This window comes from Domibacillus sp. F004 (assembly GCF_057814295.1).
In genome coordinates, this window is the sequence record NZ_JBVATB010000003.1 from 39,388 (window position 1) to 62,182 (window position 22,795).

Annotated in this window: 20 protein-coding genes and 1 pseudogene; 1 reads left to right on the plus strand and 20 read right to left on the minus strand. The window is 40.8% G+C overall.

Features of this window, described 5'->3' with window-relative positions:
- Positions 1-104: 104 nt before the first annotated feature.
- From ACZYRN_RS08805 to ACZYRN_RS08825, 5 genes are all read right to left on the minus strand, one after another.
- Positions 105-350 carry a DUF3243 domain-containing protein gene (locus tag ACZYRN_RS08805; protein WP_488911178.1) on the minus strand — a complete coding sequence of 82 codons (246 nt, stop codon included), beginning with the start codon at positions 348-350 and terminating at the stop codon, positions 105-107.
- A gap of 58 nt (positions 351-408) precedes the next feature.
- A complete protein-coding gene (gene ymfI, locus ACZYRN_RS08810; RefSeq protein WP_488911179.1) occupies positions 409-1,131 on the minus strand; it encodes an elongation factor P 5-aminopentanone reductase in 723 nt (240 codons plus the stop codon).
- A complete protein-coding gene (gene yfmH, locus ACZYRN_RS08815) occupies positions 1,131-2,426 on the minus strand; it encodes an EF-P 5-aminopentanol modification-associated protein YfmH (RefSeq protein WP_488911180.1) in 1,296 nt (431 codons plus the stop codon). Before yfmH ends, ymfI begins: the two co-directional genes overlap by 1 nt.
- The gene (gene yfmF / locus ACZYRN_RS08820) at positions 2,426-3,703 is read right to left on the minus strand and encodes an EF-P 5-aminopentanol modification-associated protein YfmF (protein WP_488911181.1); all 1,278 of its coding nucleotides are present in this window, start codon (positions 3,701-3,703) and stop codon (positions 2,426-2,428) included. The genes yfmH and yfmF overlap by 1 nt, the downstream gene beginning before the upstream one ends.
- Before the next feature lie 989 nt (positions 3,704-4,692).
- A complete protein-coding gene (locus ACZYRN_RS08825) occupies positions 4,693-5,178 on the minus strand; it encodes a DUF1643 domain-containing protein (protein WP_488911182.1) in 486 nt (161 codons plus the stop codon).
- 150 nt (positions 5,179-5,328) lie between these two features.
- Here ACZYRN_RS08825 and ACZYRN_RS08830 point away from each other — a divergent pair.
- Positions 5,329-5,865, plus strand: a pseudogene (locus ACZYRN_RS08830) (IS3 family transposase); the annotation flags it as partial.
- 150 nt (positions 5,866-6,015) lie between these two features.
- Here ACZYRN_RS08830 and ACZYRN_RS08835 read toward each other — a convergent pair.
- The 15 genes from ACZYRN_RS08835 to ACZYRN_RS08905 all read right to left on the minus strand — a co-directional run bounded on the left by ACZYRN_RS08835 (position 6,016) and on the right by ACZYRN_RS08905 (position 22,783).
- Positions 6,016-7,284 (minus strand): MFS transporter, encoded by a 1,269-nt coding sequence (locus ACZYRN_RS08835; protein ID WP_488911183.1) that lies wholly within the window; start codon positions 7,282-7,284, stop codon positions 6,016-6,018.
- Positions 7,285-7,501: 217 nt separating this feature from the next.
- Positions 7,502-8,680 carry a Gfo/Idh/MocA family protein gene (locus ACZYRN_RS08840; RefSeq protein ID WP_488911184.1) on the minus strand — a complete coding sequence of 393 codons (1,179 nt, stop codon included), beginning with the start codon at positions 8,678-8,680 and terminating at the stop codon, positions 7,502-7,504.
- A gap of 109 nt (positions 8,681-8,789) precedes the next feature.
- Positions 8,790-9,974 carry a levoglucosan dehydrogenase gene (locus ACZYRN_RS08845; protein ID WP_488911185.1) on the minus strand — a complete coding sequence of 395 codons (1,185 nt, stop codon included), beginning with the start codon at positions 9,972-9,974 and terminating at the stop codon, positions 8,790-8,792.
- A 141-nt stretch (positions 9,975-10,115) separates the two neighbouring features.
- Positions 10,116-10,925 (minus strand): sugar phosphate isomerase/epimerase family protein, encoded by an 810-nt coding sequence (locus ACZYRN_RS08850; protein ID WP_488911186.1) that lies wholly within the window; start codon positions 10,923-10,925, stop codon positions 10,116-10,118.
- Between the two features lie 493 nt (positions 10,926-11,418).
- Entirely contained in the window at positions 11,419-11,547 is a 129-nt protein-coding gene (locus ACZYRN_RS08855) for a LacI family DNA-binding transcriptional regulator (RefSeq protein ID WP_488911187.1), read from the minus strand.
- Positions 11,548-12,143: 596 nt separating this feature from the next.
- A complete protein-coding gene (locus ACZYRN_RS08860) occupies positions 12,144-13,910 on the minus strand; it encodes a methyl-accepting chemotaxis protein (RefSeq protein WP_488911188.1) in 1,767 nt (588 codons plus the stop codon).
- A gap of 122 nt (positions 13,911-14,032) precedes the next feature.
- Positions 14,033-15,202 carry a substrate-binding domain-containing protein gene (locus tag ACZYRN_RS08865; protein WP_488911189.1) on the minus strand — a complete coding sequence of 390 codons (1,170 nt, stop codon included), beginning with the start codon at positions 15,200-15,202 and terminating at the stop codon, positions 14,033-14,035.
- 92 nt (positions 15,203-15,294) lie between these two features.
- A complete protein-coding gene (locus ACZYRN_RS08870; protein ID WP_488911191.1) occupies positions 15,295-16,095 on the minus strand; it encodes an SDR family NAD(P)-dependent oxidoreductase in 801 nt (266 codons plus the stop codon).
- 30 nt (positions 16,096-16,125) lie between these two features.
- Complete coding sequence (locus ACZYRN_RS08875; protein WP_050181338.1) at positions 16,126-16,419, minus strand: putative quinol monooxygenase; 294 nt, start codon at positions 16,417-16,419, stop codon at positions 16,126-16,128.
- A gap of 36 nt (positions 16,420-16,455) precedes the next feature.
- Positions 16,456-17,286: a sugar phosphate isomerase/epimerase family protein gene (locus ACZYRN_RS08880; protein WP_488911192.1), complete on the minus strand. Its 831-nt coding sequence runs from the start codon at positions 17,284-17,286 to the stop codon at positions 16,456-16,458.
- Positions 17,287-17,364: 78 nt separating this feature from the next.
- Positions 17,365-18,402: a zinc-dependent alcohol dehydrogenase family protein gene (locus ACZYRN_RS08885; protein ID WP_488911193.1), complete on the minus strand. Its 1,038-nt coding sequence runs from the start codon at positions 18,400-18,402 to the stop codon at positions 17,365-17,367.
- The gene (locus ACZYRN_RS08890; protein WP_488911194.1) at positions 18,402-19,226 is read right to left on the minus strand and encodes a TIM barrel protein; all 825 of its coding nucleotides are present in this window, start codon (positions 19,224-19,226) and stop codon (positions 18,402-18,404) included. The genes ACZYRN_RS08885 and ACZYRN_RS08890 overlap by 1 nt, the downstream gene beginning before the upstream one ends.
- Positions 19,227-19,279: 53 nt before the next feature.
- Positions 19,280-20,251: a sugar phosphate isomerase/epimerase family protein gene (locus tag ACZYRN_RS08895; protein WP_488911736.1), complete on the minus strand. Its 972-nt coding sequence runs from the start codon at positions 20,249-20,251 to the stop codon at positions 19,280-19,282.
- 50 nt (positions 20,252-20,301) lie between these two features.
- A complete protein-coding gene (locus tag ACZYRN_RS08900) occupies positions 20,302-21,303 on the minus strand; it encodes an ABC transporter permease (protein WP_488911195.1) in 1,002 nt (333 codons plus the stop codon).
- On the minus strand, positions 21,284-22,783 hold the full coding sequence (locus ACZYRN_RS08905) for a sugar ABC transporter ATP-binding protein (protein WP_488911196.1): 1,500 nt from the start codon (positions 22,781-22,783) through the stop codon (positions 21,284-21,286). Before ACZYRN_RS08905 ends, ACZYRN_RS08900 begins: the two co-directional genes overlap by 20 nt.
- Between the last annotated feature and the right edge of the window lie 12 nt (positions 22,784-22,795).

The following is a 22,795-nucleotide window of genomic DNA, read 5'->3' on the forward strand; positions in this document are numbered from 1 at the left end:
TTGCATCTGATTACTATAATAAATGATATTATGTATTTTTAAAAGCAGAAGTGAAAAGAAAACCCTTCTTGAACGGGAAGGCTCAAGAAGGGTTTATAAAAGGGTTATTGTTGAACGAGCTTCATCATGCATCTCGCTAATGCTTTTTGCTCATTCTCATCGGCAACCGACCATAAGTCAGCCAATACACGTTCCTGTTCATTTTTCGGGTCTACATGAGCATGCAGATAATCCCCGACTTCAAGTGCAAGCTTGTTAATTACATCTTCTGGAACACCTTTAACGACCACATTATCCATTTTGTTACCTAAAAATCGCTTCCAGTCCTGCCAGTTATCAAGTACAGACATGTAAGAAAGCCTCCTTTAAAAGTAGAATCTTTCGTAGTATGTTCTGACCGTTTTAAAATTATACGTACCAACCACCGTTCACCGATAACGTGTGACCGGTAATATAACTAGCTGCAGGTGAAAGCAAGAAAGCTGCCGCTGCTGCAATTTCATTAGGCTGGGCAAAACGGCCAAGCGGAATATTTGAAACAATTTCTTCCTGTTCATCTATTGAAAATCCGCTGTTCATAGCCGTTTGTACAGCACCGGGTGCAATGGTGTTTACACGTACACCCGATGGACCTAATTCTTTTGCCAATGCTTTTGCAAAAGCAATTTGAGCGCCTTTTACAGCAGAATAAACCACCTCACAAGAGGCACCCGTTTCGCCCCATATAGACGAAATAAGCGTAATAGACGCGTTGTCCTGATGAATTAACGTTGGAATAAGGGCACGTGAGATCATCATAGATGCTTTCAGATGAACGTGCCAAAGTTCATCCATTTCCTCGTCTGTTACATCTTGAAGCATGCCATATTGACTCATTCCGGCCGCAAATAAAACGGCTGTTACATCAGAGGCTTCCCTAATAAGGGATTTAACTTCTTCACATTTCGTTAAGTCAGCTTGAAGAATGACCGCTTCGCATCCTCTTTCACGAATCTGGATGGCGAGATGATCCGCTGACTTTTTATTTTGGCTGTAATGAATATATACATCCCATCCATCTTCTGCTAATTTAACCGCAATAGACGAGCCGATGCCGCCTGATGCACCAGTAACCAATACTTTTTTTCGCATTAGGCCGTTTCTTTTGGCACAATAAAGCAAGATGAAAAGCTTTCTTCTTGAATCATCTTTTCCGCCAGAGCGACAACGTCTTCCATCCTCATTGCTTCAAGCACAGGTACTGTTTCAAACAAATTTAACCCGTTAAATTGATACCGTGTAAATTGATTGGCAATATATTCCGGTGAATTAAAGGCCCGCAGCTGTGCTCCAATTTTTTTCTTGCGTGCTCTATTAAACGATTCACTGGTAATATTTTTTCCCTCTTTCGCCTCAAGCAATTGTGTCTTAATACGTTCTGCTAATTTTTCCGGCTCGTCTGTATCACCGCCTACAAGGACGAAGCTAAATCCACGTTCACCTGTATAATCAAATCCGAACGTCTCATCAATAAGCCCTTCATTATATGAATTTTCATAAAACGCCGCGCTTTTGCCAAACAAAATTTCAAGCAGCAGCCCTGCCGCCAATTCTTCTTTTAACTTTTCTGTTCCTGTTTTAAGGGAAGCTGGCATTTTCAAACCAACTTCACATTTTGGCGTATTCACGCTCATTGGGATGGCACGATGCTTTTTAGCAGATTCTGGCGGTTCATTTGGAAAACGGCGATCAACTGACTTTGGTTCAGGGAACTTTTTACTGGACTGATTTTGGCGTACAAGCTTCATCATTTCATCTGGATCAACCGGTCCAACGATAAAAAGAGACATATTTGCCGGATGATAAAATGTTTCGTAACACGTATAAAGATAATCTTTCGTAATATCTGCAATGGACTCAACTGTACCGGCAATATCAATTTTCACTGGATGATATTTGTATAAATTTTCAATTAAACCAAAATAGACACGCCAATCAGGATTGTCGTCATACATACGAATTTCCTGTCCAATGATCCCCTTTTCTTTTTCCACCGTTTGCTCTGTAAAATACGGCGCCTGAACAAAATCAAGTAATGTTTCAGTGTTTTCTTTTATGTTTGACGTTGCGGAAAATAAGTAAGCTGTTCGCGTAAAAGACGTGAATGCGTTGGCTGATGCTCCCTGACTGCTAAACTTCTGGAACACATCTCCATCTTCTTTTTCAAACATTTTATGTTCAAGAAAATGGGCAATTCCATCTGGTACATGCAAAAACTCTGCTTCTCCTTTTGGAATAAACTCATTATCAATCGATCCGTAGTTCGTCGTAAACGTCACATATGTTTTATTAAAACCTGCTTTTGGCAAAATATACACGTTCAAGCCATTTTCCAGCTGCTCCTGATAAACCGTCTCATTCATTTGGTCAAAGATTGTTTTCTTCATTATGCTTCCTCCTTACCGGACAAAAAGTACACTGTATCGACAGCCACTGTTTTCGCCACTGCAGATACTTCTTCTTTCGTGACCGTGTCAATCTCCTCGATCCATTTATCAATCGGACGATCAACGCCCGCTGCAATATTGTTATACAGTACTTCCACCATGCCGCGTGCTGTATCTGCTGATTCTTGCAACTGGTTTTTCAATAGTGCTTTCGTTTGATCCATTTCTAGATCTGAAATACGGCCATTTCTGACTTCATCCAGCTGCTCATTCATAATTTGCACCGTTTTATCATAATTTTTTCGATCAATACCAGCAAGCATCATTAAAAAACCTTTATGACTGTCAAAACGGCTTGCTGCATAATATGCCAGACTTTCCTTTTCACGTACGTTCATAAACAATTTTGAATGCGCAAACCCGCCAAATACTCCGTTAAATACTTGCATTGCAGCAAATTGCGGATCAGCATATGTGATTCTCGTTCGGCAGCCAATATTTAATTTACCTTGATTAATATCCTGCGTTTCATGAATAACACGTACCTCTTTTATTTGATGAGAAGTAGCATTTCCTTTTAAAGCCGCTTTTCGCTTTTCAAATGGCAAGTGCGATTCAATCTTTGCAGCCGCCTCTGCAGCCTTTATATTACCGATCACAAAAATGTCAATCATATCTTCCGCCAATGTTTTTTTGTAATAATCATAAAGGGATGTTGCGGTAATCGGCTCCACTTCGTTTAAAAGACCGCCTGCCGGTAATCCATACGAATCTCCTTTGTACATCTCCTCCACAAGTTTCATTGACGCATAGCGCGTTTTATCATCATAAACAGAGCGAATGCGCTGCTGCAAGCTTCTTTTTTCTTGTTTCATCGTCTGCTCAGAAAATGCACCTTCTTGTAAGTATGGCCGGAATAGCACATCAGACATGATCGTAAGCGCTTGATCAAACAAATTACTTTCCCGATGCAAATATTTTTCATTTGCCACATCAATCGTAAATGTTAGAACATGTTCATTTCCTCTTTTTGAAGAATCCGCAAAAAAATGAGCACCATACAACTCATCAAGCGCCGAACGAAAAGCTGTCGCTGAAGGAGCATTTTCCGTGCCCGACTGCAAGACATGTGGTAAGAGAGCACGCATCGTAATGGTGTCTTGCTTAAGCGGTGCTCTCATTTTAACGATAACTGTATTCGTTTTATATTTTTCCGTTTCAATTACATGGACATTACATCCAAGCTGGTTAAACGATTGCTCACGTGTTTCTTCCATTGTATTTCCTCCCCTAATCGGAACTTCTACATAGCTTTTACTAGTATATCTTCACTATCTTAGTTTAGGTAAAATATTGTATTATATCCACAATAAACACTTATAATAATGAAGTTTCTAGAATGAATAAGCAATAAAATTAAATGCATAATAAAAACAGTATGAGAAAAAGTATGAGTTTTTACTCCTCATTCTTCAAACTGTTTTTTTATTATATACACATACAGCTCTAGAAATACTGAGACTGTATTGTTAAATATAAGATTTTTCCAAACCAGGGGATCACCAAAAATTTTGTGTAAATGACGAGAACACTCTCCTTGTAGCCCATCATTTAATTAGTGCGGTTTTATACCTGGTATTAAATGATTGTTATCGATCTCCTATGCTTTCATGGCGATTGACCAATTTGGAATTACCCCAAGTTTCAACCTAGTCCGCTACGCATAATCTGTGAGAAAGAGCGCGGACAGGTTGAGCGCAACAAATCTGGATAGATACTAAAAATATTGTTCGTTATCCCTTTTTGACCTTTTGCTTAAATTTGTCGTTGCGGTCACGCGGAATCCTAATAACACTTTTTTATTATTTAAATTAATAGCTTTGCAGGTAACTGCTGTCGCCACCCGAGCAGCTTTTAAAATAAAATGGTGCGGTAAAGATATGGGATTTTCCAACATCTTATATAAGTCGAGTAAGGAACAGGGTGACCCTTTATCATCCTAGAAGTCCGTGAACAGTAAGGTTGAACCAAATTACGATCATGCGTGCGGAATATACTTCTTCTTTATTAGGTTCAAAATAGCTTCAAAAAGTCTGGAAAATCAATAATCTTTTCCTCAAAAAGTTCATTACTTTTCATATCATATTTGTTTTACGTGGGTGTCTTGTGGGTGCTCCGTGGATATTATTGCTGTCTTTAATTTCACCCACAATCAAAACGTGCGTGAAAGAAACCTTTTCTTTACAAATGGATTTATACAATGTTTTTATTTAGTTTTTAGATGTTTCTCTAGTGTTGGATTTCCGTTCCATGCTCTTCCATGCTTTGGATTACCTTTTTTAGTAGTAGTTCCAACTCGATATAAATCTTTATTTTTTAACATGTCTAGTATGTAGTTGACCCTCTTTTCTGCAATATTAGGAGCTATACCCTCACAATCACCATAGGCCAAGATGATAAAATCTACGTTATCACAAACCTGCTCTATCCATTTGTCATTTTCCTCATTATTTAATATATTTTCCGGGATGTTCTCTAAATTTTCAGGATGTGGATCGACATAAGAGAACAAGTTTAAGCAGTGCACAATATCAAAAGTATGAGAGCGATTTTTATAACACCAACAAAGAACTTTCCCAATAGTAGGATCTATTTTCCATTCATTATCTTCCGTAAACCCAGTGATAGACCCGTTCATTTGTATTATAGCAACGCTTTTCCCCTCACTCGGTAGTTTGGATTCAAATTTCAATCCATATCTATGAGCCCCTACTTTTGAAATATAATTTTTTAGGCTCAACATGCTGTAAATTATAATATCTTTTTGCTTTGGACAATTTTCTTCCCCTTTACCTAATAATATCTTTTGTGGAGCGTCTACACTTATCTGGACAGAAAAATTAATGAGTCAGCTCAGTCAAATGAATTGAAACGCGAGTTTCAGCAGACAGAAGCGAAAAAAGTAGTCGTCAGTGATTTAACATACGTCAAAGTCAAAAACAAATGGCATTACGTATGTATCTTTGTCAATCTCTTTAACCGTGAAATCATTGGCTTCAGCACAGGACCCAACAAAGATGCGAGCCTTGTCGCACGGGCTTTTTCTTCCATTCAAGGTGATCTGCGGGATATCCAGCTGTTCCACACCGACCGTGGCAGCGAGTTTAAAAACCAGCTCATCGACGAAACGTTAGCGGCCTTCCAGATTGGCCGCTCTTTAAGCATGAAAGGCTGTCCATATGATAATGCCGTGGCGGAAGCCACGTTTAAAATCATTAAAACAGAGTTTGTCAGCCAGATGAAGTTTGATAGTTTAGAGCGTCTCACACTCGAATTCAGTGATTATGTTAACTGGTTTAACAAGCTGCGAATTCACGGAACACTAGGCTACATGAGCCCGATTGAATACAAACGATCGTCCCTTAAGAAAATTGTCTGATTTAGTGTTGACAATCCAAATCCTTCTGTCTAATTAAAACAGGCCTCATTCCTTGAAAAGCAAGGGATGAAGCCTGTTTTATTGTGTATTTGCAAATGCAGCAAATCAGAAAACTTGTATCCAATTGTAAGTATTGGGACCTTTCTGCCTTCAACCTGTATATTTCTCAGAAAGATAATTTTTTTCGTTTTGTTTTTCTTCATCCGGCGATTTCATAAATTTCATTAGTACAGCACCAAGGAAATACAAGCCAGCAAAAATCCACATTACGCCGTGAACGCCGACAATTCCAATAAAGGCTCCAACGATTGCTGGCGCGATAAAGTAAGACATTCCGGCACCAAAGCTTACCACAGCCATAGCAGAACCTTTTTGATTAGGCGCTAATGAAGTCACAAGAGCTGTAAGTGGTACAAAGCCACAAAGGACGATTCCAAAAAAGATCCCAACTACCGTCATTGCCCAGAAACTGTTACCGAAGACCTGAGGGGTATAAAGCATAACCAATGTCATGACACCGCAACCGAAACTACCAATCCACATAACCGTATTACGCCAGCCTAGCCATCTGTCACTGATGTACGGGATAACAAGGTTAAATAAAATATTCGCCACCCACATTGTTCCCCAAACCTGCAGCCATTGCCCTGTACTAAATCCATATTCAGAAGACAGGTATAGAGGAAAGAAGATTGGGAGAGCACCGATACCGGTTGAATTGATGATACGGACGATCCCGCCGATCGCCACTTTCGGCTTTTCCACACAAATGGTCAACCCGCTCAATAGACTTTTCATTTTTTCTTTTGAATTGCCTTTAGAGCGAATTCCTTCATCTTTCACAACTAAAAGTCCAACTATTCCACCAACAACTACCCAGACAACCGCACTCCACATCAATCCGATGTATCCTATTTTAGGAATCATGTACGCCGGGAAATAACTTCCGACAACATATAGCCCACCGCTCCAGGCGGCCCAAAACAGACCGACAGCTGTCGCCATAATACGATCTGGACTGCGATATGTTACCCATACTAAAAACGAGTAACAAAATAATGGATATCCAAATCCGCGCAGTGCATAGGTTGGCAGCATCCAAGCATAATTATGGTCTTTCAAGCCAAATTCAATAAAAAGAATTTGCCCAACCAGCCAGAGAAGCAATCCCGCCAGCATGACTCTTCTTGGTCCCAAAGCTTCTGTCAGTACGCCAGAAAAGTAAGAGGCAATGGCCAGCACCGCTCCATACGCTGTAAATAATGTAGCTGATTGTTGAACAGTCAGCCCCCGTTCAACAAGATATGGAGAGAGCCATCCATGCTCAAGACCGTCGCCAACCATAAAGATTAATGTTGCGACATAACCCCAAATGACAGCAGCTGGAAGCCCGCGTTCCTTTTTTGAAATCGCATTCATTTCTATCACCTCAACCTCACATTTTGTTATAGTGCCTCATGATGTTTATAGACAATTGGATGAGCAGGAGAGAGTTCTCCTGCAACGGACGTCAATACTTTAAAAACGCACTTGCACGTGGCTCCATAAACAAATATGACTTGTTATCCCCACTGCATTTTTGTAAATGGTTCTTTAAACCATTTCTTGTTCAACAGAATCATAAACGTCTTTCAATTTAACTATGAACTTCCTGTTTTGTGTTTACTTTCACCCATTTTTGTTGTTGATGGCTTTCTAAAATCGCATCAGTAATGCACATAGATAAATGTCCATCCTTAAATGTAGCAAAATTGGGTTGATCGCCTAGAGGATCTTTGTTTTCTCTGATAAATGTATAGAAATTTAACATTCCATTTTTCAAAGCATCCGGCCATCCTTCATTATGGCCGCCTGGATGGTGAATTGCTTCTCTCGCTTCCTCAGCAAATAAAGCAGGATCGGCTAAGAGAACTTTATTTGGCTGGTCTCGATGTCCAATCCATAATTTCTCAGGTTCCTCTTGGTTCCAATACGCTGAATGGTGGCTGCCATTAATTTCAAAACTTAATCTGTTTTTTCGGCCTGCACTTACCTGGGAAACCGTGAATACACCTTTTGTTCCATCTTCAAACCGGATAAGAACCGATGCATAATCTTCTGTATTAATTGGAATGTCTTCGTATGTTTCTTCCTGGTTTTTCTGTGCACCAAAGGTAGCTACGTTTGAAGTGGATTTTTTCCTTACCGGGATAACTGTTGCTAAATCAGCAAAGACTTCCACAATTTTTTTTCCTGTTACGTATTGAACGGTATCACACCAGTGGGAGCCAATATCGGCTACAGCTCGGGATTTCCCTCCAACTTCAGGAGCCAGACGCCAATTAAAGTCTGTTTCAAACAATAGCCAGTCCTGCAAATAGCTTCCGTGAACCAAATTGACTTTTCCTAATTCTCCATTTTGTATCATGGTCTCTAACTGCTTTACAATCGGGAATTGCCGGTAATTAAAGTTAACGCCATGTACGACTTTATGTTCTTTGGCCAACGCTAATAATTCTGCCGATTCCTCGCTGGACATCGCTAAAGGCTTTTCAGACAACACATGCTTGCCTGCGCGTATGATCTCTTTGTTAATCTCAAAGTGAAGATGATTAGGGGTACAGTTGTGTATAACTTGAATGTCATTGTCCTGCAACATTTCACGGTAATCACCGTAGGCTTTAGGAATGCCAAGTTCGGATGCTTTTTTCTCAGCTGACTCTAAGCTGCTCCCTGCTAATGCCACGACTTCTACAAATCCAAGTCTTCTAACAGCTTCGATATGAGTAGGACCGATAAAACCAGTACCGATAACTCCGACTTTTATTTTTTCCATGTTCTTTCTCCTTCCTGTGAAATGAAAAGTTTTTTCTTTTAGAGGAATCCGTATTCACCTTTAATAGATAGAGAGGACGCTGGTTAGCGTCCTTTATAAAACTTTTGATTTATTTTACTTCTGCTGCAACCTTTGTAAGGTTCACCCATTCGCCTTTTTCGGCTGATTCCAGGATCGCATCTGAAATCACTGCGATTTGGTAGCCGTCTTCAAAGTCTGGTGAGACGCTTGTATCTTCCGCAATGGATTTCATAAAGTCATACGTTTCAATAATTTTTGTTTCACCGTATCCAATACCTAGAGCCGGGATTGGCCATAAACCTTCTCCGTATGGATGAGCAGGACCTGTATACACGGTTCTGAAACCACGGCTGTCACCTGGATCATCTGAGAAGCACACCTGAAGTTCGTCACGGCGTTCATAGTTAAAGACGAGCGAGCCTTTTTCACCGTGAATTTCAAATGTTAAGAAGTTATTGCGTCCCCACGCGTTACGGGTAGCCTCAATGCTTCCAACAGCACCGTTTTCAAATTTCACGAGTGTCATGAATTCATCATCTACATCAACCGCTGCTTTTGGTACATCTTCATCTGCTTTCACGGTGCCAAGCTTATCAGCGCCCCCGCTTTGAATTGGGCGTTCGCCGATCCATGTTTTTGCAACAGCGTTTACATCGGAGATTTCACCCACAAGGTAGCGGGCAAAGTCAATCACGTGTGTACCAATATCTCCTAAAGCTCCAGAGCCGGCACGGTCTTTTTGAAAGCGCCATGAAAGTGGTGAATTCGGATCAGCCGACCAGTCCTGCAGGTACGTGCCGCGGAAATTCAAAATCTTGCCCAGCTTGCCTTCTTCAATATATTTTTTCGCCAGCGCAACCGCTGGTGTTCTGCGGTAGTTGAACGCAACCATGTGCTTTACGCCTGCTTCTTTTACGGCATCAAGCATGGTTTTGGCTTCCGCTGCATCACGCGCAAGCGGCTTTTCAGAAATAATATGCTTGCCTGCTTTTGCAGCTGCAATCGCAATTTCCGCGTGGGAATCATTTGGTGTCACGATATCGATAATATCGATTTCCGGGTCTTCGACTACTTTTCTCCAGTCAGAAGAATAGTTGTCAAAACCAAGGCGTGCCGCTGCATCTTTTGCCAATTCGTCTGTTACATCTACTACTGTGTGACGGTGTGGAACAACTGGAGCTGGCCAGAAAAACATCGGCATCCCTGCATACGCAAGTGCATGCGCTTTCCCCATAAATCCTCCGCCAATCATGCCTACATTAAGTTTTTTCATTTTAGTTTCCTCCTAAATGGTCATTATTTTTATTTTGCTGCGCTTTGAATTTCTTCTTTTCCGGCTGCTCGGGCTGCTCTGCTAAAACTCCCTCTCCAGGTACATCCCAAACAGCAAAGCTATATTAATTCTCTTCCTTTATTACTTTTCAAATGAAGATAAGAAACGCCGGCTTATTTCTGCTCCTTGCTTCGGTACTTCATAGCTGTCCAATTCAACTGTAATCCAATCGTCGTAACCGGCTTCATTCAGAAGGCGGAGCATCTCATCAAACTTCTGATGACCTTCACCGAGCGGTAGAAATTCACCATTTTGATAGTCTTTAAAATGAATGTATTTAATTCGGTCTGCATACTTGCGGACCACCTCAACTGGATCACCGCCGCCGGCTTCAATATGAGCCGTGTCAGGACATAAGCCAATTGTTGTATGCTGCATCAGCTTATCCAGCTGTTCCGGTGCTTCAACATTCGTTCCAAGATGCGGGTGATAGGTTGGAATGAGCCCTTGCTTTTCGGCAATTTCTTTTACTCTATTAAGTGCTGCTCCTAAATCTTCGTAATCGCTTTCCCGGATACCGGTTGAACGAACTGCCCCTCCGCCAATCACTAAGTGGCGGGCGCCAAACTCAGCAGCCAGTGCCGCTGTTTCTTCAATTTTTGTAAGTTCTTCTTCTAAAATATCCAAATAAATAAAGTTGCCGCCTGTATAAACACCGATCAGCGTTAACTCGTATTTTTCCATCAGCGCTTTAAATTCTTCTTTATTGTTCTTATATTGCATTAGGTTTCCATCAAAAATTTCAAATCCTTTAAAACCGGCTTCCGAAATCTCTTTTAATGCTTCTTCGGTAGACCCATTCGCTAAGTAATAAAGATCTTTTATCGAAGTGACTCCGGCAGGATGACCGACAACCCCGCCCCACGTATTTGTTTGGTATCCAAATTTCATTGTTTTTCCTCCGTTTTGAAATAGTTTGTAAAAGTGCAACATCGATTGCGAATGCGGCTCCACCACCTCCTTAAGGGAATAACTTAAGATGATCAAGAATTTTTATCAAAGAGTGTTCCGTAAACGTTTACACATTTTCCACTTTTGTGCCGTTGTTATCAACTTACAATTTGAAGTAATTTGCGGATAAACAATTTTAAGACTTTACTTATTCCATAAACGTTTACATCAACCGCAAAATTTTTTATAGCATAACTGTCTTTCTCTGCACAAAAACTCTTTATTAGCAAGACCAATCACAATTGCTCCTTAGGTCTATCTGTAAACGTTTACATCACCTTTTTAAAAATGTATGTTTTTAACGGCTGCATTTATGGCATGAATTCCGAAGAACAAGCTTGTTCTCTAAAATATACTGTATTTTTTCTAGCTCCTGCTTTGTCACGAGGTCCATCAGCAATTCCTTCGCTTTTGTATCGATATCAAAAGTTGGTTACGAAATTGTCATTAGTGCCGGTTTTTTGATGGTCTCCTTCGCTACCGTTTCCGGCTTGCTTAACACCCTGGATACTGTAGCGATTAAAATATTTGCCTGTTTAACTACCTCTTTAATTCCTGGCATGTTAGGATTCTCTTTTCTTTTTTGTTTCTTGTTGTTTGCTATAACCGCATTGTAACCTTATCCAATTTTAGTGTCTAACCGCTTTCCGACATGATTTTCTTCCATTCAACAATATATTTCTTAGGTTTCAGACTTAAAAATTGTCCTTTTAAACAAAAAAAGTAGAAATTTAAAAAAATAAAAAAGCTCAGCAACCCTATTTATGAATTTCATAAACAGGATAGCAAAATTCTTAAAATCACGATTGTTTCAGTATTTATCAAGAACTTTCTTTTGAGCTGATCTTCTTTATGGATCTGCTTGCGGAATAGCATCAAGTGCGCCTGTATGGTAAACCATTCTCCAGGATTCCTAAATATTTTTCTGTGTTACATTCAATGAAGGCACTGCCACATAGGGCGGCGCTTTTTTACGGGCAAAGACTCCCCTGCTAAAACGCTTCAGCAATCCTTTGGTCATAACGAGTAAATTGCAGCCGCCAATTTCATTACGTTATTTCATACTCATCGTTTTAAGCGGAATATTACTCGATCCCTTCTTTCCATACACACAGCATATCAACAACAAAAAACATGTACGTTCGGAGATAGTCTTCTTTATGCCAGTGTAAATTGTTTGGCGGATTGTTCAAGATCTTTCGATAATTTAGCGAGTGACTGCGCACTTTCACTGATTTCTTCCATCGATGCATTTAATTGGTGGGAAGCCGCGGCCGTTTCTTCTACACTTGCAGAAGACTCCTCGGAGACAGAAGCGACTTCCTGGCTGGAGGAGCTGATTTTATGGCTTCCTTCGCTGATCGAATCTAGGCGCAAGGAGATGGTTTGAATACTTCCTGACGTTTCGTTGACAAACTGAATAATGTCCGAAAATGTTTTCTTCGTATGCTGCATTGCCTGGCTGCCTTTTTGCACTTCATTAAACCCATTATTAAGTGATGTCACAACATCGGCTGTTTCACTTTGTACACCATTAATAATGCCGGTAATTTCATTAACAGATTCATCTACTTGCACAGCGAGCTTTCTTACCTCATCCGCAACAACCGCAAAACCCCGGCCATGCTCCCCCGCACGCGCTGCTTCGATGGCCGCATTTAAAGCCAGCAAGTTTGTTTGAGCTGATATGTCCTGAATCACATTTGCCAAATGGGAGATTTCAAGGGTCCTTTTTTCAAGTCCTTGTACTTTTTCAACAGACTCTGAAACGAGGGAGGTAATATGCTGCATCTGTCCGGCGGTTTGTTCCATTTGTATCCGGCCTTCCTCTGAAACATGAAGCACCCTGTTTGATGTTTCGGAAAGCTGTATGCCGCTTTTATGGGTATCTGCAATTTGTTGATTCAGGGATTCAATGAGTTCACTGATAGAAGATGCAGCATCTGCCTGCTGTTCTGTTCCTAGAGCCAATTCATCCATTGAGCTAGCAATTTGCTCGCTGCCGTCTTTTACTTCAACAGCCATTGAATATAATGTGCCGCTTTGTGTACCAACTTGCTGTGAAATAGTAAGGAGTTGAGAAACAATTGATCGTAAATTATCAGCCATTTTGTTTACGGATTCTGCAAGCTGTCCAACATCATCCTTGCCATCGTAATCGATCGGTTCAATATTTAATTTGCCCTGGGCAATACTTGTGCTGACATGTATGACTTTTTTCAAATTCAATTCAACAACACGGCCGATCCATTTAGAGAAAATGATGCTCAAGAGGGACGCAATGATTACAAATAGAATTAGCAAAACAAGAGATTGTCTTGCTGCTTCTTTTGCTTCTTGAACAGAAGCTGAATAATCATTTTCTAAATCTTCTTGAAGGCTGTCAATATAGTCAATTGTCTGAGACCGCAGAAAAGCCGTCAATTGTTTTGAAGAAAACGTTTCTTTTTCATTATTCTGTTGAACAGAAGGAATAACCAAATCGTTAAAAATACGATTCATTTCACTGTCATTGGCTTGAACCTGGTCCAATACACCGAGAACTGAAGCAGGTGCTATTGCTCTTGCCTGCTCTAACATTGTGTTTAACTGTTCGCTCTGTTCATTATATTGATCAATGGCCGTTTGATCCTCCAGCAAAATGTAGTCACTTATCCGAATGTCTTTTTGGCGAAATAACGATGCCATTTCACTGAGAGCAAGAGCGTTGTTTCCTTTTTGTTCAAGCTCGTCCAGCTTGTTCGCCAAATCGTTTAAGATAAAGGATGTGACAGCGGTTCCGGTAATAAATAATAAAATAACGATTGCAAAAACGGAACCGTATTTTTGGCTGATGCGCTTATTTTTAAATAAAGAAATTCCTTTCTTTGTTCGTGTCTTTAGTTCTTTTTTCTTGCGCGGCCAGTGTATTTTCTTCTTCAGCATGTTTTCACCATCCATATAGTGTAGTCGCTGAATTGTAAAAACTATTAATTTAAGAAAAGCAAAGGACCGGACCCAAAGGCAATGAGAATGGACTTCGGGTCGGTCCTGATTTGTTTTAAACTTTATTGCGCTGCTTGTTGAATAACATCTGGTGCATCTGTGCGGTAAACCATTTTCCAAGATTCCAAAATGTTTTCCTTCGTTACATTTAATGAAGGTACTGCAACATATGGCGGTGCTTCTTTTCCAAGCAAGGAGTACCCTGACAAAATCGCTTCAGCAATCCCTTGGTCATATGGCAGCTGTGCACCAAGCCCTTTTACAGTTCCGCCTTGCGCAATATCGAGAGCAACGTTTGTCCCAAGATCAATAGTTGTGATAACAAGGTCGTCTTTTCCTGCTGTACGGGCAGCGGAAAGCACTCCTTCAGCCGGTACATCCCATACAGCGAAGATCCCATCTAAATCATTATTTTTTGTCAACATAGCGGATGCGATTTTTTCACCTGTATTTGGATCTGTAATACCGCTGCGTGCAATAATTTCAATGTTTGGATATTTCTCTTCAATTGTTTTTTCAAATGCTTCTGTACGCTGGCGTGTAACAAAGAAATCTGCGTCATGATAAACAACACCGATTTTCCCTTTTTCTTTAAGCTGAGCAGCCATAATTTCTGCCGCCTCTACACCGTTGCCATAGTTATCAGCAGAAACAATGCTGACATAATCTTTCCCTGCTACTAATCCTTTTGGTGCGTTATCCATGAAAACTAATTTCACACCTGCTGCCGCGGCTTTTTTATACGCTTCGGCTGTTGAAACAGGATCTACCGGAATACTTACGATAATATCTGGATCTTTTGCTAATACTGTTTCAATGTCTGACACTTGTTTTTCCGGTTTAAACTGGCCATCTGTTACAGCAATGACTTCGATTCCCATCCGTTTAAACGCGGCTTTTAATCCATCAATCTGTGCTTTAGACCAGTCATTGCCTGCATAATGCATAACGATTGCGGCTTTATACTTTCCTTCTTTCACTTTCGCAATCTCTTCTTCTGATAAATTAAGTGTTTTGGCAGAAATTGCTCCTTCTCCATTCGGCCCTTTACTTAAAATCTTCGTGCCGCTTGGAATATCCTCACTAATAGTTAAAGCGCCTGAATCTGGAAGCTCAGCTGCTTTTTGTTCTGTTTTTCCTTCTTCAGTTGCAGCGTTTTGGTTGCCACATCCCACAAGAGCAAGAAAAGCGCCTAACAGTACTGTGATGAACATTAAAAACGTTTTTTTCATGTTAATCCCTCCATTCTTTGAAACCGATTTCCAAATTATCCTAAGAAATAAAAACCTATTGATGCAAAAAACTGACATTTCTGTAAATGATTTTATTGACTTGCTACTGAACCTCCATCTACGCGAAGATTCACTCCATTAATAAACGATGCATTATCGGATACTAAATACAAAACTGCTGACGCTACTTCTTCTACTGTGCCTGGGCGCTTCACCTCAATGTGAGGGCGATGATTTACAAGAAATTCCTGAACAGCTTCATCAAAAGTGATATTTTGTTTTTGGGCAGATTCCTTTAATACTGTCTCAAGCAGCGGAGTCATGATAAACGCTGGCGATATTGTATTAACCAAAATTCCATTTTTCGCATATGCTTTTGACAAGCTTTTCGTAAAATTAATTAAAGCAGCTTTTGATGCGTTATAGTGCGGCATAAAAGCATCCGGCTGAACGCCAGACTCTGAAGAGATATTAATAATACGCCCATAACCCGCTTTTTTCATGTAAGGAATGACTGCTTTTGTTACCCGTACGGTCCCAAACAGGTTCACATCAAACAGCTTCTGCCAATCTTCTATTTGTAAAGTTTCAAAGTCATCAAAGCCGCTGACGAACCCGGCATTGTTTACCAGAATGTCAATCGTTTCGTAGCGTTCAATAATAGAAGAAATAAGATGATCTACATCTTCCTGTTCGGACAAATCAGCTTTTATTGCGAGAACATTGCCTCCTTCTTGCTTAATCTCTTTTTCAGCCTCATGCAGCGCTTCTTCACCGCGTCCACAAATAATAACGCTTGCTCCTTCGGCAGCCAAGGCTGCAGCAATCCCTTTGCCGATTCCCTTGCTCCCGCCGGTTACAAGTGCCGTTTTGTTTACAAGGTTAAGATTCACAGTTTCTCACTTCCTTTCCGGCCTGTATCATTAGCCCTCTTCAGATACGTTAAATACTTCTACCTGAATCGGTTCGCTTAAAACAAGCTGTACTTCTTCTGCAAACTGTTTAAAGTGGGCTGTTGCTTCATGATAGTCAATAGACTCTTTATCTTTCCATTTCTCCAAGAATACAAAACTGTTTGGCTGTTCTGGATTTTCATAAAACTGATAGCTTATATTTCCTTCTTCAGCCTGTGACGGGACTGCCACCTGCTTGGCTTTTTGAAGAAAATCATCACGGTGTTTTGGATTCACTTTTAAAAATGCATGAATAATAATCAATGATACTTCCTCCTTCTTATGTTCATTTTCATCTGCTTAAACCGTTTGGACAATTTCTTTCATATGCTTGATAGACTGCTCTGTAAAATGATCAAAAATATTCGCTTCCCCTTGAAGCGATGACGCAAGATACGGATTTGACACGGCCGGTAAAAATTCCATCGTAATATATCCTTTATAGCCTAGTTCCTTTAGAAAAGAGATCACAGGCTTGAAGTCTGTTTGGCCAAGCCCGGCTGCTTCACGTGTATTATCTGCTATATGAACGTGAGCAAGATAAGGTGAAATCTTTTTTAAAGATTGAATCATGTCCCGCTCCTCTAAACTCATATGAAACAAATCAGCCATGATCTTAACACTTTCCAAGTCAACTTCTTTTACAAACCTCAATCCTAATTCTAAATTGTTAGCCAAATAGGTCTCGTACCGATTTAGCGTTTCAAGAGCCAATGTAATATTGTGCTCTTTTGCATAAAGCCCCGCTTTTTTTACGCCGTCAATGGCATAATTCCATTCTTCTTTGATGGTCGTTTCCGGCTGAACTTTCCCTACGCATGTCGGAACAACAATAACAGTCGAAGCGTGTAAGCTTTTCGCTAAATTCACACATTTTTTCACGTATTCCACCGCATTTTTTCTCACTTGTTCATCTGCAGAGGAAAGGTCTCGTTCAGGTGTGTAAATTCCACAGATCGAGCTGCATTTTAACCCATACTTTTTAAGTAATTGCTTCGTGGCTTCAATGTTGATTGAATCAGGCTCTCCAGCTAATTCAACACCTTGATAACCGTATTTTTTTAATCTTTTTAAACTGTCTTCTAAGTTTTCATTACCGTAAATCCACTGTGTGGCACTATACTCAAACATGTAAATCCCTCCACCTATATGGGAGAAAAGGGATAAAAGCAGAAACAATCTCTGCCTGTATCCCGCTTCACCGTTTTTTTAATCAGCTACAGTAACTAGAAGTTTAATCGTATCCTTATTCTTGTCGGCCTCTACAATTCCATCTTCCAGCTGATCCAGCGCAACCGTTTTACTGAAGATATTATGAGGGTTAAATCTTTTTGATGAAATTAATTCAATTGCTTTTACCCATGTTCCGTACGTACCTGCATACGAGCCTACGATCGTTAATTCTTTGCTGAAAATATCAAAAGGCTTAATTTGCATAGCCTGATCAGCAGGCGCGGCGCCGTACGCAACTAATGTGCCGCCTTTTCTTACTAGATTTAATGCCTGCTGATAAGTAGGAATCGCACCTACTACTTCAAATACAACATCAGCCCCTCGTCCATCTGTCTGATTAAGCACTTCTTGAACAGGATCCGTTTCTGAGGCATCAATGACAACGTCTACACCTAGATCTCTTGCTTTTTGAAGACGTGCCTGGTTCATTTCCGAAATAATGACTTTGGTTGCGCCGTTTAACTTTGCCATTAGCGCATGCGCAAGACCCATTGGGCCAGCTCCGATAATGGCAACCGTGTCACCCATGCTGACATTTGCGCGTTCCTGTCCTCTTATGACACAAGCGAGCGGTTCGATATAAGCTCCTTCTTCCCAAGACATGCCCTCTGGCAATATATAAACATTATTTTCCGGAGCTTTCACATACTCAGCAAATGCACCATTCACATGAACACCGAGCTGGGTAATATTTTCACAGAAAAGCTTTTGTCCTGTCCGGCAATAGTAACAATTTCCGCAGCTGATATTAATATCCGCTGTTACACGGTCTCCTACTGCAACACTTGTTACATTTGAGCCGACCTTCACAACTTCTCCGGCAAATTCATGACCTTGAATGAGCGGCATCGGTGCAGGAAAATGACCGTTGTAAATATGCGGATCTGTACCGCATATTCCGCATGCTTTCACTTTAATTAGTACTTCATTATCTTTAATTTCAGGAACAGGAACCCGTTCAATTTTTAAATTTTGTTTTCCGTATGTTACAGCTGCTTTCATTTCATTTGTCATCATGCTTCCTCCTTAAACAGGTTTTTCAGGAAAACGATCGACTCTTCCGTGTATTGATCATAAAACTCTTCACAGCGCACACCATTAAATGGATCGGCAAAGGCAGGCAATAGTTCCATTGTTAAATATCCGCTGTAGTTAATATCCTGAAGCGCTTTCTTTACAAGGTTAAAATCAATATGGCCTCTGCCAGGTGCTGCTCTATTGCTGTCCGCGATATGCAAATGATATAACTTGTCGCCAGCGAGGCGGATTGCATCGCCAATATCTACTTCTTCAATGTTCATATGGTATGTATCACCCATGCATCCAACGCTCGGTAAATCGATGGCATGTACAAGCTCCAGAGACTGTTCCATACGGTTAATGAAATAATTTTCATAGCGATTCCACGGCTCCACTGTAATTCTGACTCCGTGTTCACCTGCATATGTTCCCGCTTCTTTAATTCCTTCAACAGCCCAAGAAAATTCAGTTTTTCTATCGGCCTCCTGGTGTATTTTCATACAGGCAGTGGGTGTTAGCGAAATTCCTGTCGCACCAATAAACTGAGCAAAGTCAACACAGCTTTTAATGTACTCTACTGCGTTTTTTCTAATTTCTTTTCTGCTGGAGATTACATCTCTTTCTGGGTTGTAAATTGCACAAATAGTGGAAGCAGCGATATTATACTTACTAAGCAATTCTTTAATGAGTACACGATCCTGCTGTTCAGGTTCTCCCACAAATTCGACGCCGTCATAGCCGAATTTTGATAATCTAGCGATGCTCGTTTCAATGTCTTCCCCTGCATACACGAGTGTATTATATGAATACTTAATCATAGCGGCTTCCCCTTTCATTTCCTGGCTGTTTTAAATAGCAATACTGGAGCTTTTTAAGCCCACCACATTTCCCCGATTTGCTCTTTAAACATCACGTCTTTTAATAAAGAAATCGCTTTGCCCAGCCCTTCATCAACAGAAGCAAGCATATCTTCGTGCTCGATCGACACCACATAATCATAGCCAACCGCTCGGAGCGCGCTCATGATATCTTTCCACATTTTTTCATTCTGTCCGTACCCAACAGAACGGAATGTCCAGGCACGGTTTAAAATGTCACTGTAGTGTTTTGTGTCAAGCACACCGTTTACATCAATATTGGCTTGATCTAAATACGTATCTTTTGCATGGAAATGATAGATTGCATTTTCTTTTCCAAGTTTTTTAACCGCTTCTACCGGATTAATTCCCTGCCAGAGGAGATGGCTTGGATCAAAATTCGCACCAATTGCTTCTCCTGCATGTTCTCTCAACCTCAGTAAGGTGTCTGGATTATAAACAACGAATCCGGGGTGCATTTCAAGTGCAATTTGATTAATCCCATGCGATTGTGCAAATTTCACTTCTTCTTTCCAGTATGGAATCACGACTTCATTCCATTGCCAGTCGAGCATTTCCGCATACTCCGGCGGCCAGGAACAAGTCACCCAGTTTGGAAATTTCGCTTCGGCATGATCTCCGGGACAGCCGGAAAAGCCATTTACAACCGGGATTTCCAGGCGTTCTGCAAGCTTCACAGTTTTCTGCCATACGGCATGAGATTCTGATGCAAATTTTTTGTCCGGGTGAAGCGGGTTGCCATGGCAGCTCAACCCGCTTATTGTCATTCCCCGGCTTTCAACAGCTTTTTTAAACGCTTTTGCTTTCTCAGGACTGCCCAAAAGCTCATCTGGATTACAATGGCTGTTTCCCGGATAATTACCGGTTCCGAGCTCTACTGCCTCCACGCCCATTTCTTGCAGCTTGTCCAGCATTTCCTCAAAGGGCAGCTGTTGATATAAAACAGTAAATACACCTAGCTTCATAGTATAACCTCCTTCTTTTATTTTCTTCATTTATGCCCCTCCTGTTCGACTTAACGCTTAATTGCTTTTTTACCAAACGCTACAGCCAGGATGATAATTAATCCTTTAATCATCATTTGCTGGCTGACATCAAGACCCATAATGATCAACCCATTGTTAATGGTTCCGATCATTAATGAACCGATGACTGTACCAATGACTGTCCCTACGCCGCCGAAAAGGCTTGTTCCGCCAAGGATTACTGCAGCGATAACGGAAAGTTCGTCCCCTTCCCCAAACGTAAAACGCCCGGCATGCATGCGTCCTGCATAAAGCAGCCCGGCAAACCCCGCCATAAAACCAGAACCGAGGAAAACAAGAAGCTTAATGCGTTGTGTTTTTACACCTGAGAATCTTGCAGCGCTTTCATTTCCCCCTGTGGCAAGTGTTTGTCTTCCAAATGATGTCTTGCGCAGTAAAAAATGAGCGATAATAGTTGCTAATACTGTCCAAACTAAAAGAATAGGAATCGGTCCGATATCTCCTGAACCAAATACAAAGTTGAATGTTGCGTCTACAATCGGCACTGGTGCCGTGTCCGTAATCCACATTGCAAGACCTGCGACGGTTCCCATCGTACCAAGTGTCACCAGGAAAGATGGAATCGCCAGTTTTGTTACTAACAAACCATTCACTAATCCAACAAGAAGCCCTGTCCCTAAACCAACTGCTACGCCGCCGATCATGCCAAATCCGGCTTGGATGGTCAATGCTGCTGTTAAAGAAGACAATGCGGCAATTGAACCAACAGACAAGTCAATTTCTCCGGTGCTGATAACAAATGTCATCGCAAGACCCATTAATGAAATCATTGCTGTTTGACGAATAATGTTAAGCAAGTTGTCCGTTGAAACAAATCCCTGGTCATGTAATGTGAGTGAGAAATAAATGATTACACCGATAAAAGCAAGGTAGACAATGTAGTCCCGCCAATCGATTGATTTCTTCTTGCGCGAAACCGTATGGCTGCCTAGAACAACTGTACCGTTTAAATTAGAATCCTTGGATTGCATGTTGTAATTCCTCCTCTGTTTCAATATCACGTCTTTGCATTTCCTTAATCATTCGCCCTTCATGCATGACTAGTACACGGTCACTTAATGCGAGAAGCTCAGGAAGTTCTGAGGAAATGACCAAAATGGCTTTCCCGCTGTTTGCGAGTTCGCGCACAACATCCACAATCTCGGTTTTCGCTCCAATGTCTACACCAATGGTTGGTTCATCAAGTATTAGCACAGATGGATCATTCGCCAGCCATTTTGCCAAAACAATTTTTTGCTGATTGCCGCCAGATAATAGATTAGTAGTTTTATAAATATCATCTGTTTTAATGTTTAGTTTTCTAACAAAGTCATTGGCCACTTTATTGGCTTTTTTATTATCAATAAAGAAACCTTTCTGCATTTTCGATAAGATCGGCAGAATGATGTTATCTTTCACACTATGTTCTAAAACAAGACCCTGTACACGCCGGTCTTCTGGAATAAGCGCTAATCCTGCTTTTATGGCATCCGATGCATTTTTAATCGTTACCGGCTTACCGTTTACAACGATATCGCCGCTGTCTTTCGGACCTGTTCCGAAGATAGCGCTTACGGTTTCAGTCCGGCCGCTTCCCATTAATCCGGCGATGCCCACGATCTCACCTGGATACAGGTTAAAATTAACACCTTGTACTTTTGACCCTACTGTTAAATTTTTCACTTCCAATACAGGTGCAGCATCTTTTGCATACTCCCGTTCCTTCCATTCAAACGCTTTATCCATACCCGATCCGACAATGTACTGAATAACCATGTCTAGATCGATTTGTTTGCAGTCTTCAGTAGCGACATGTTTTCCGTCGCGTAAAATCGTAATACGGTCACAAATTTCAAGAATCTCATCCATGCGATGCGAAATATAAATAATCGCATAGCCTTTTGATTTCAACTGATTAATAAAGGAAAATAAAACTTCTGTTTCTTTTTTTGTCAAAGAAGCGGTCGGCTCGTCCATGACGAGAATTTTGGTTTCCTGCGATAATGCTTTTGCGATTTCAGTCATTTGCCAGTACCCCACTCCAAGGTTTCCGACAAGTTCATTCGGATCAATATCGACTTCTAGCTCTTGAAGCAGTTTTCTTGTTTTTTCAACACATTCTTTATCATTTAATAACCCAATGGATGTTTTATCTTCTCTGGTAAGAAAAATATTTTGTGCCACTGTTAATGTGGGAATTAAGCTGAACTCCTGAAAAATCATCGATATATAATTTTTTCTGGCATCATCTGTATTGTTAATTTGAACAACTTCACCATCAATGTAAATTTCACCCTGATCGGTTGTATAAACACCTGTTAAAATTTTCATCAGTGTCGATTTTCCGGCCCCATTTCCGCCCATCAAAGCGTGAACTTCGCCTTTTTCAACAGAGAAATCGACTGAATTAAGTACGGTAATTCCATTAAACGCTTTTGAGATATTTTTCATTGAAAGCATTGGCTTTTCCAATCTCATTCACCT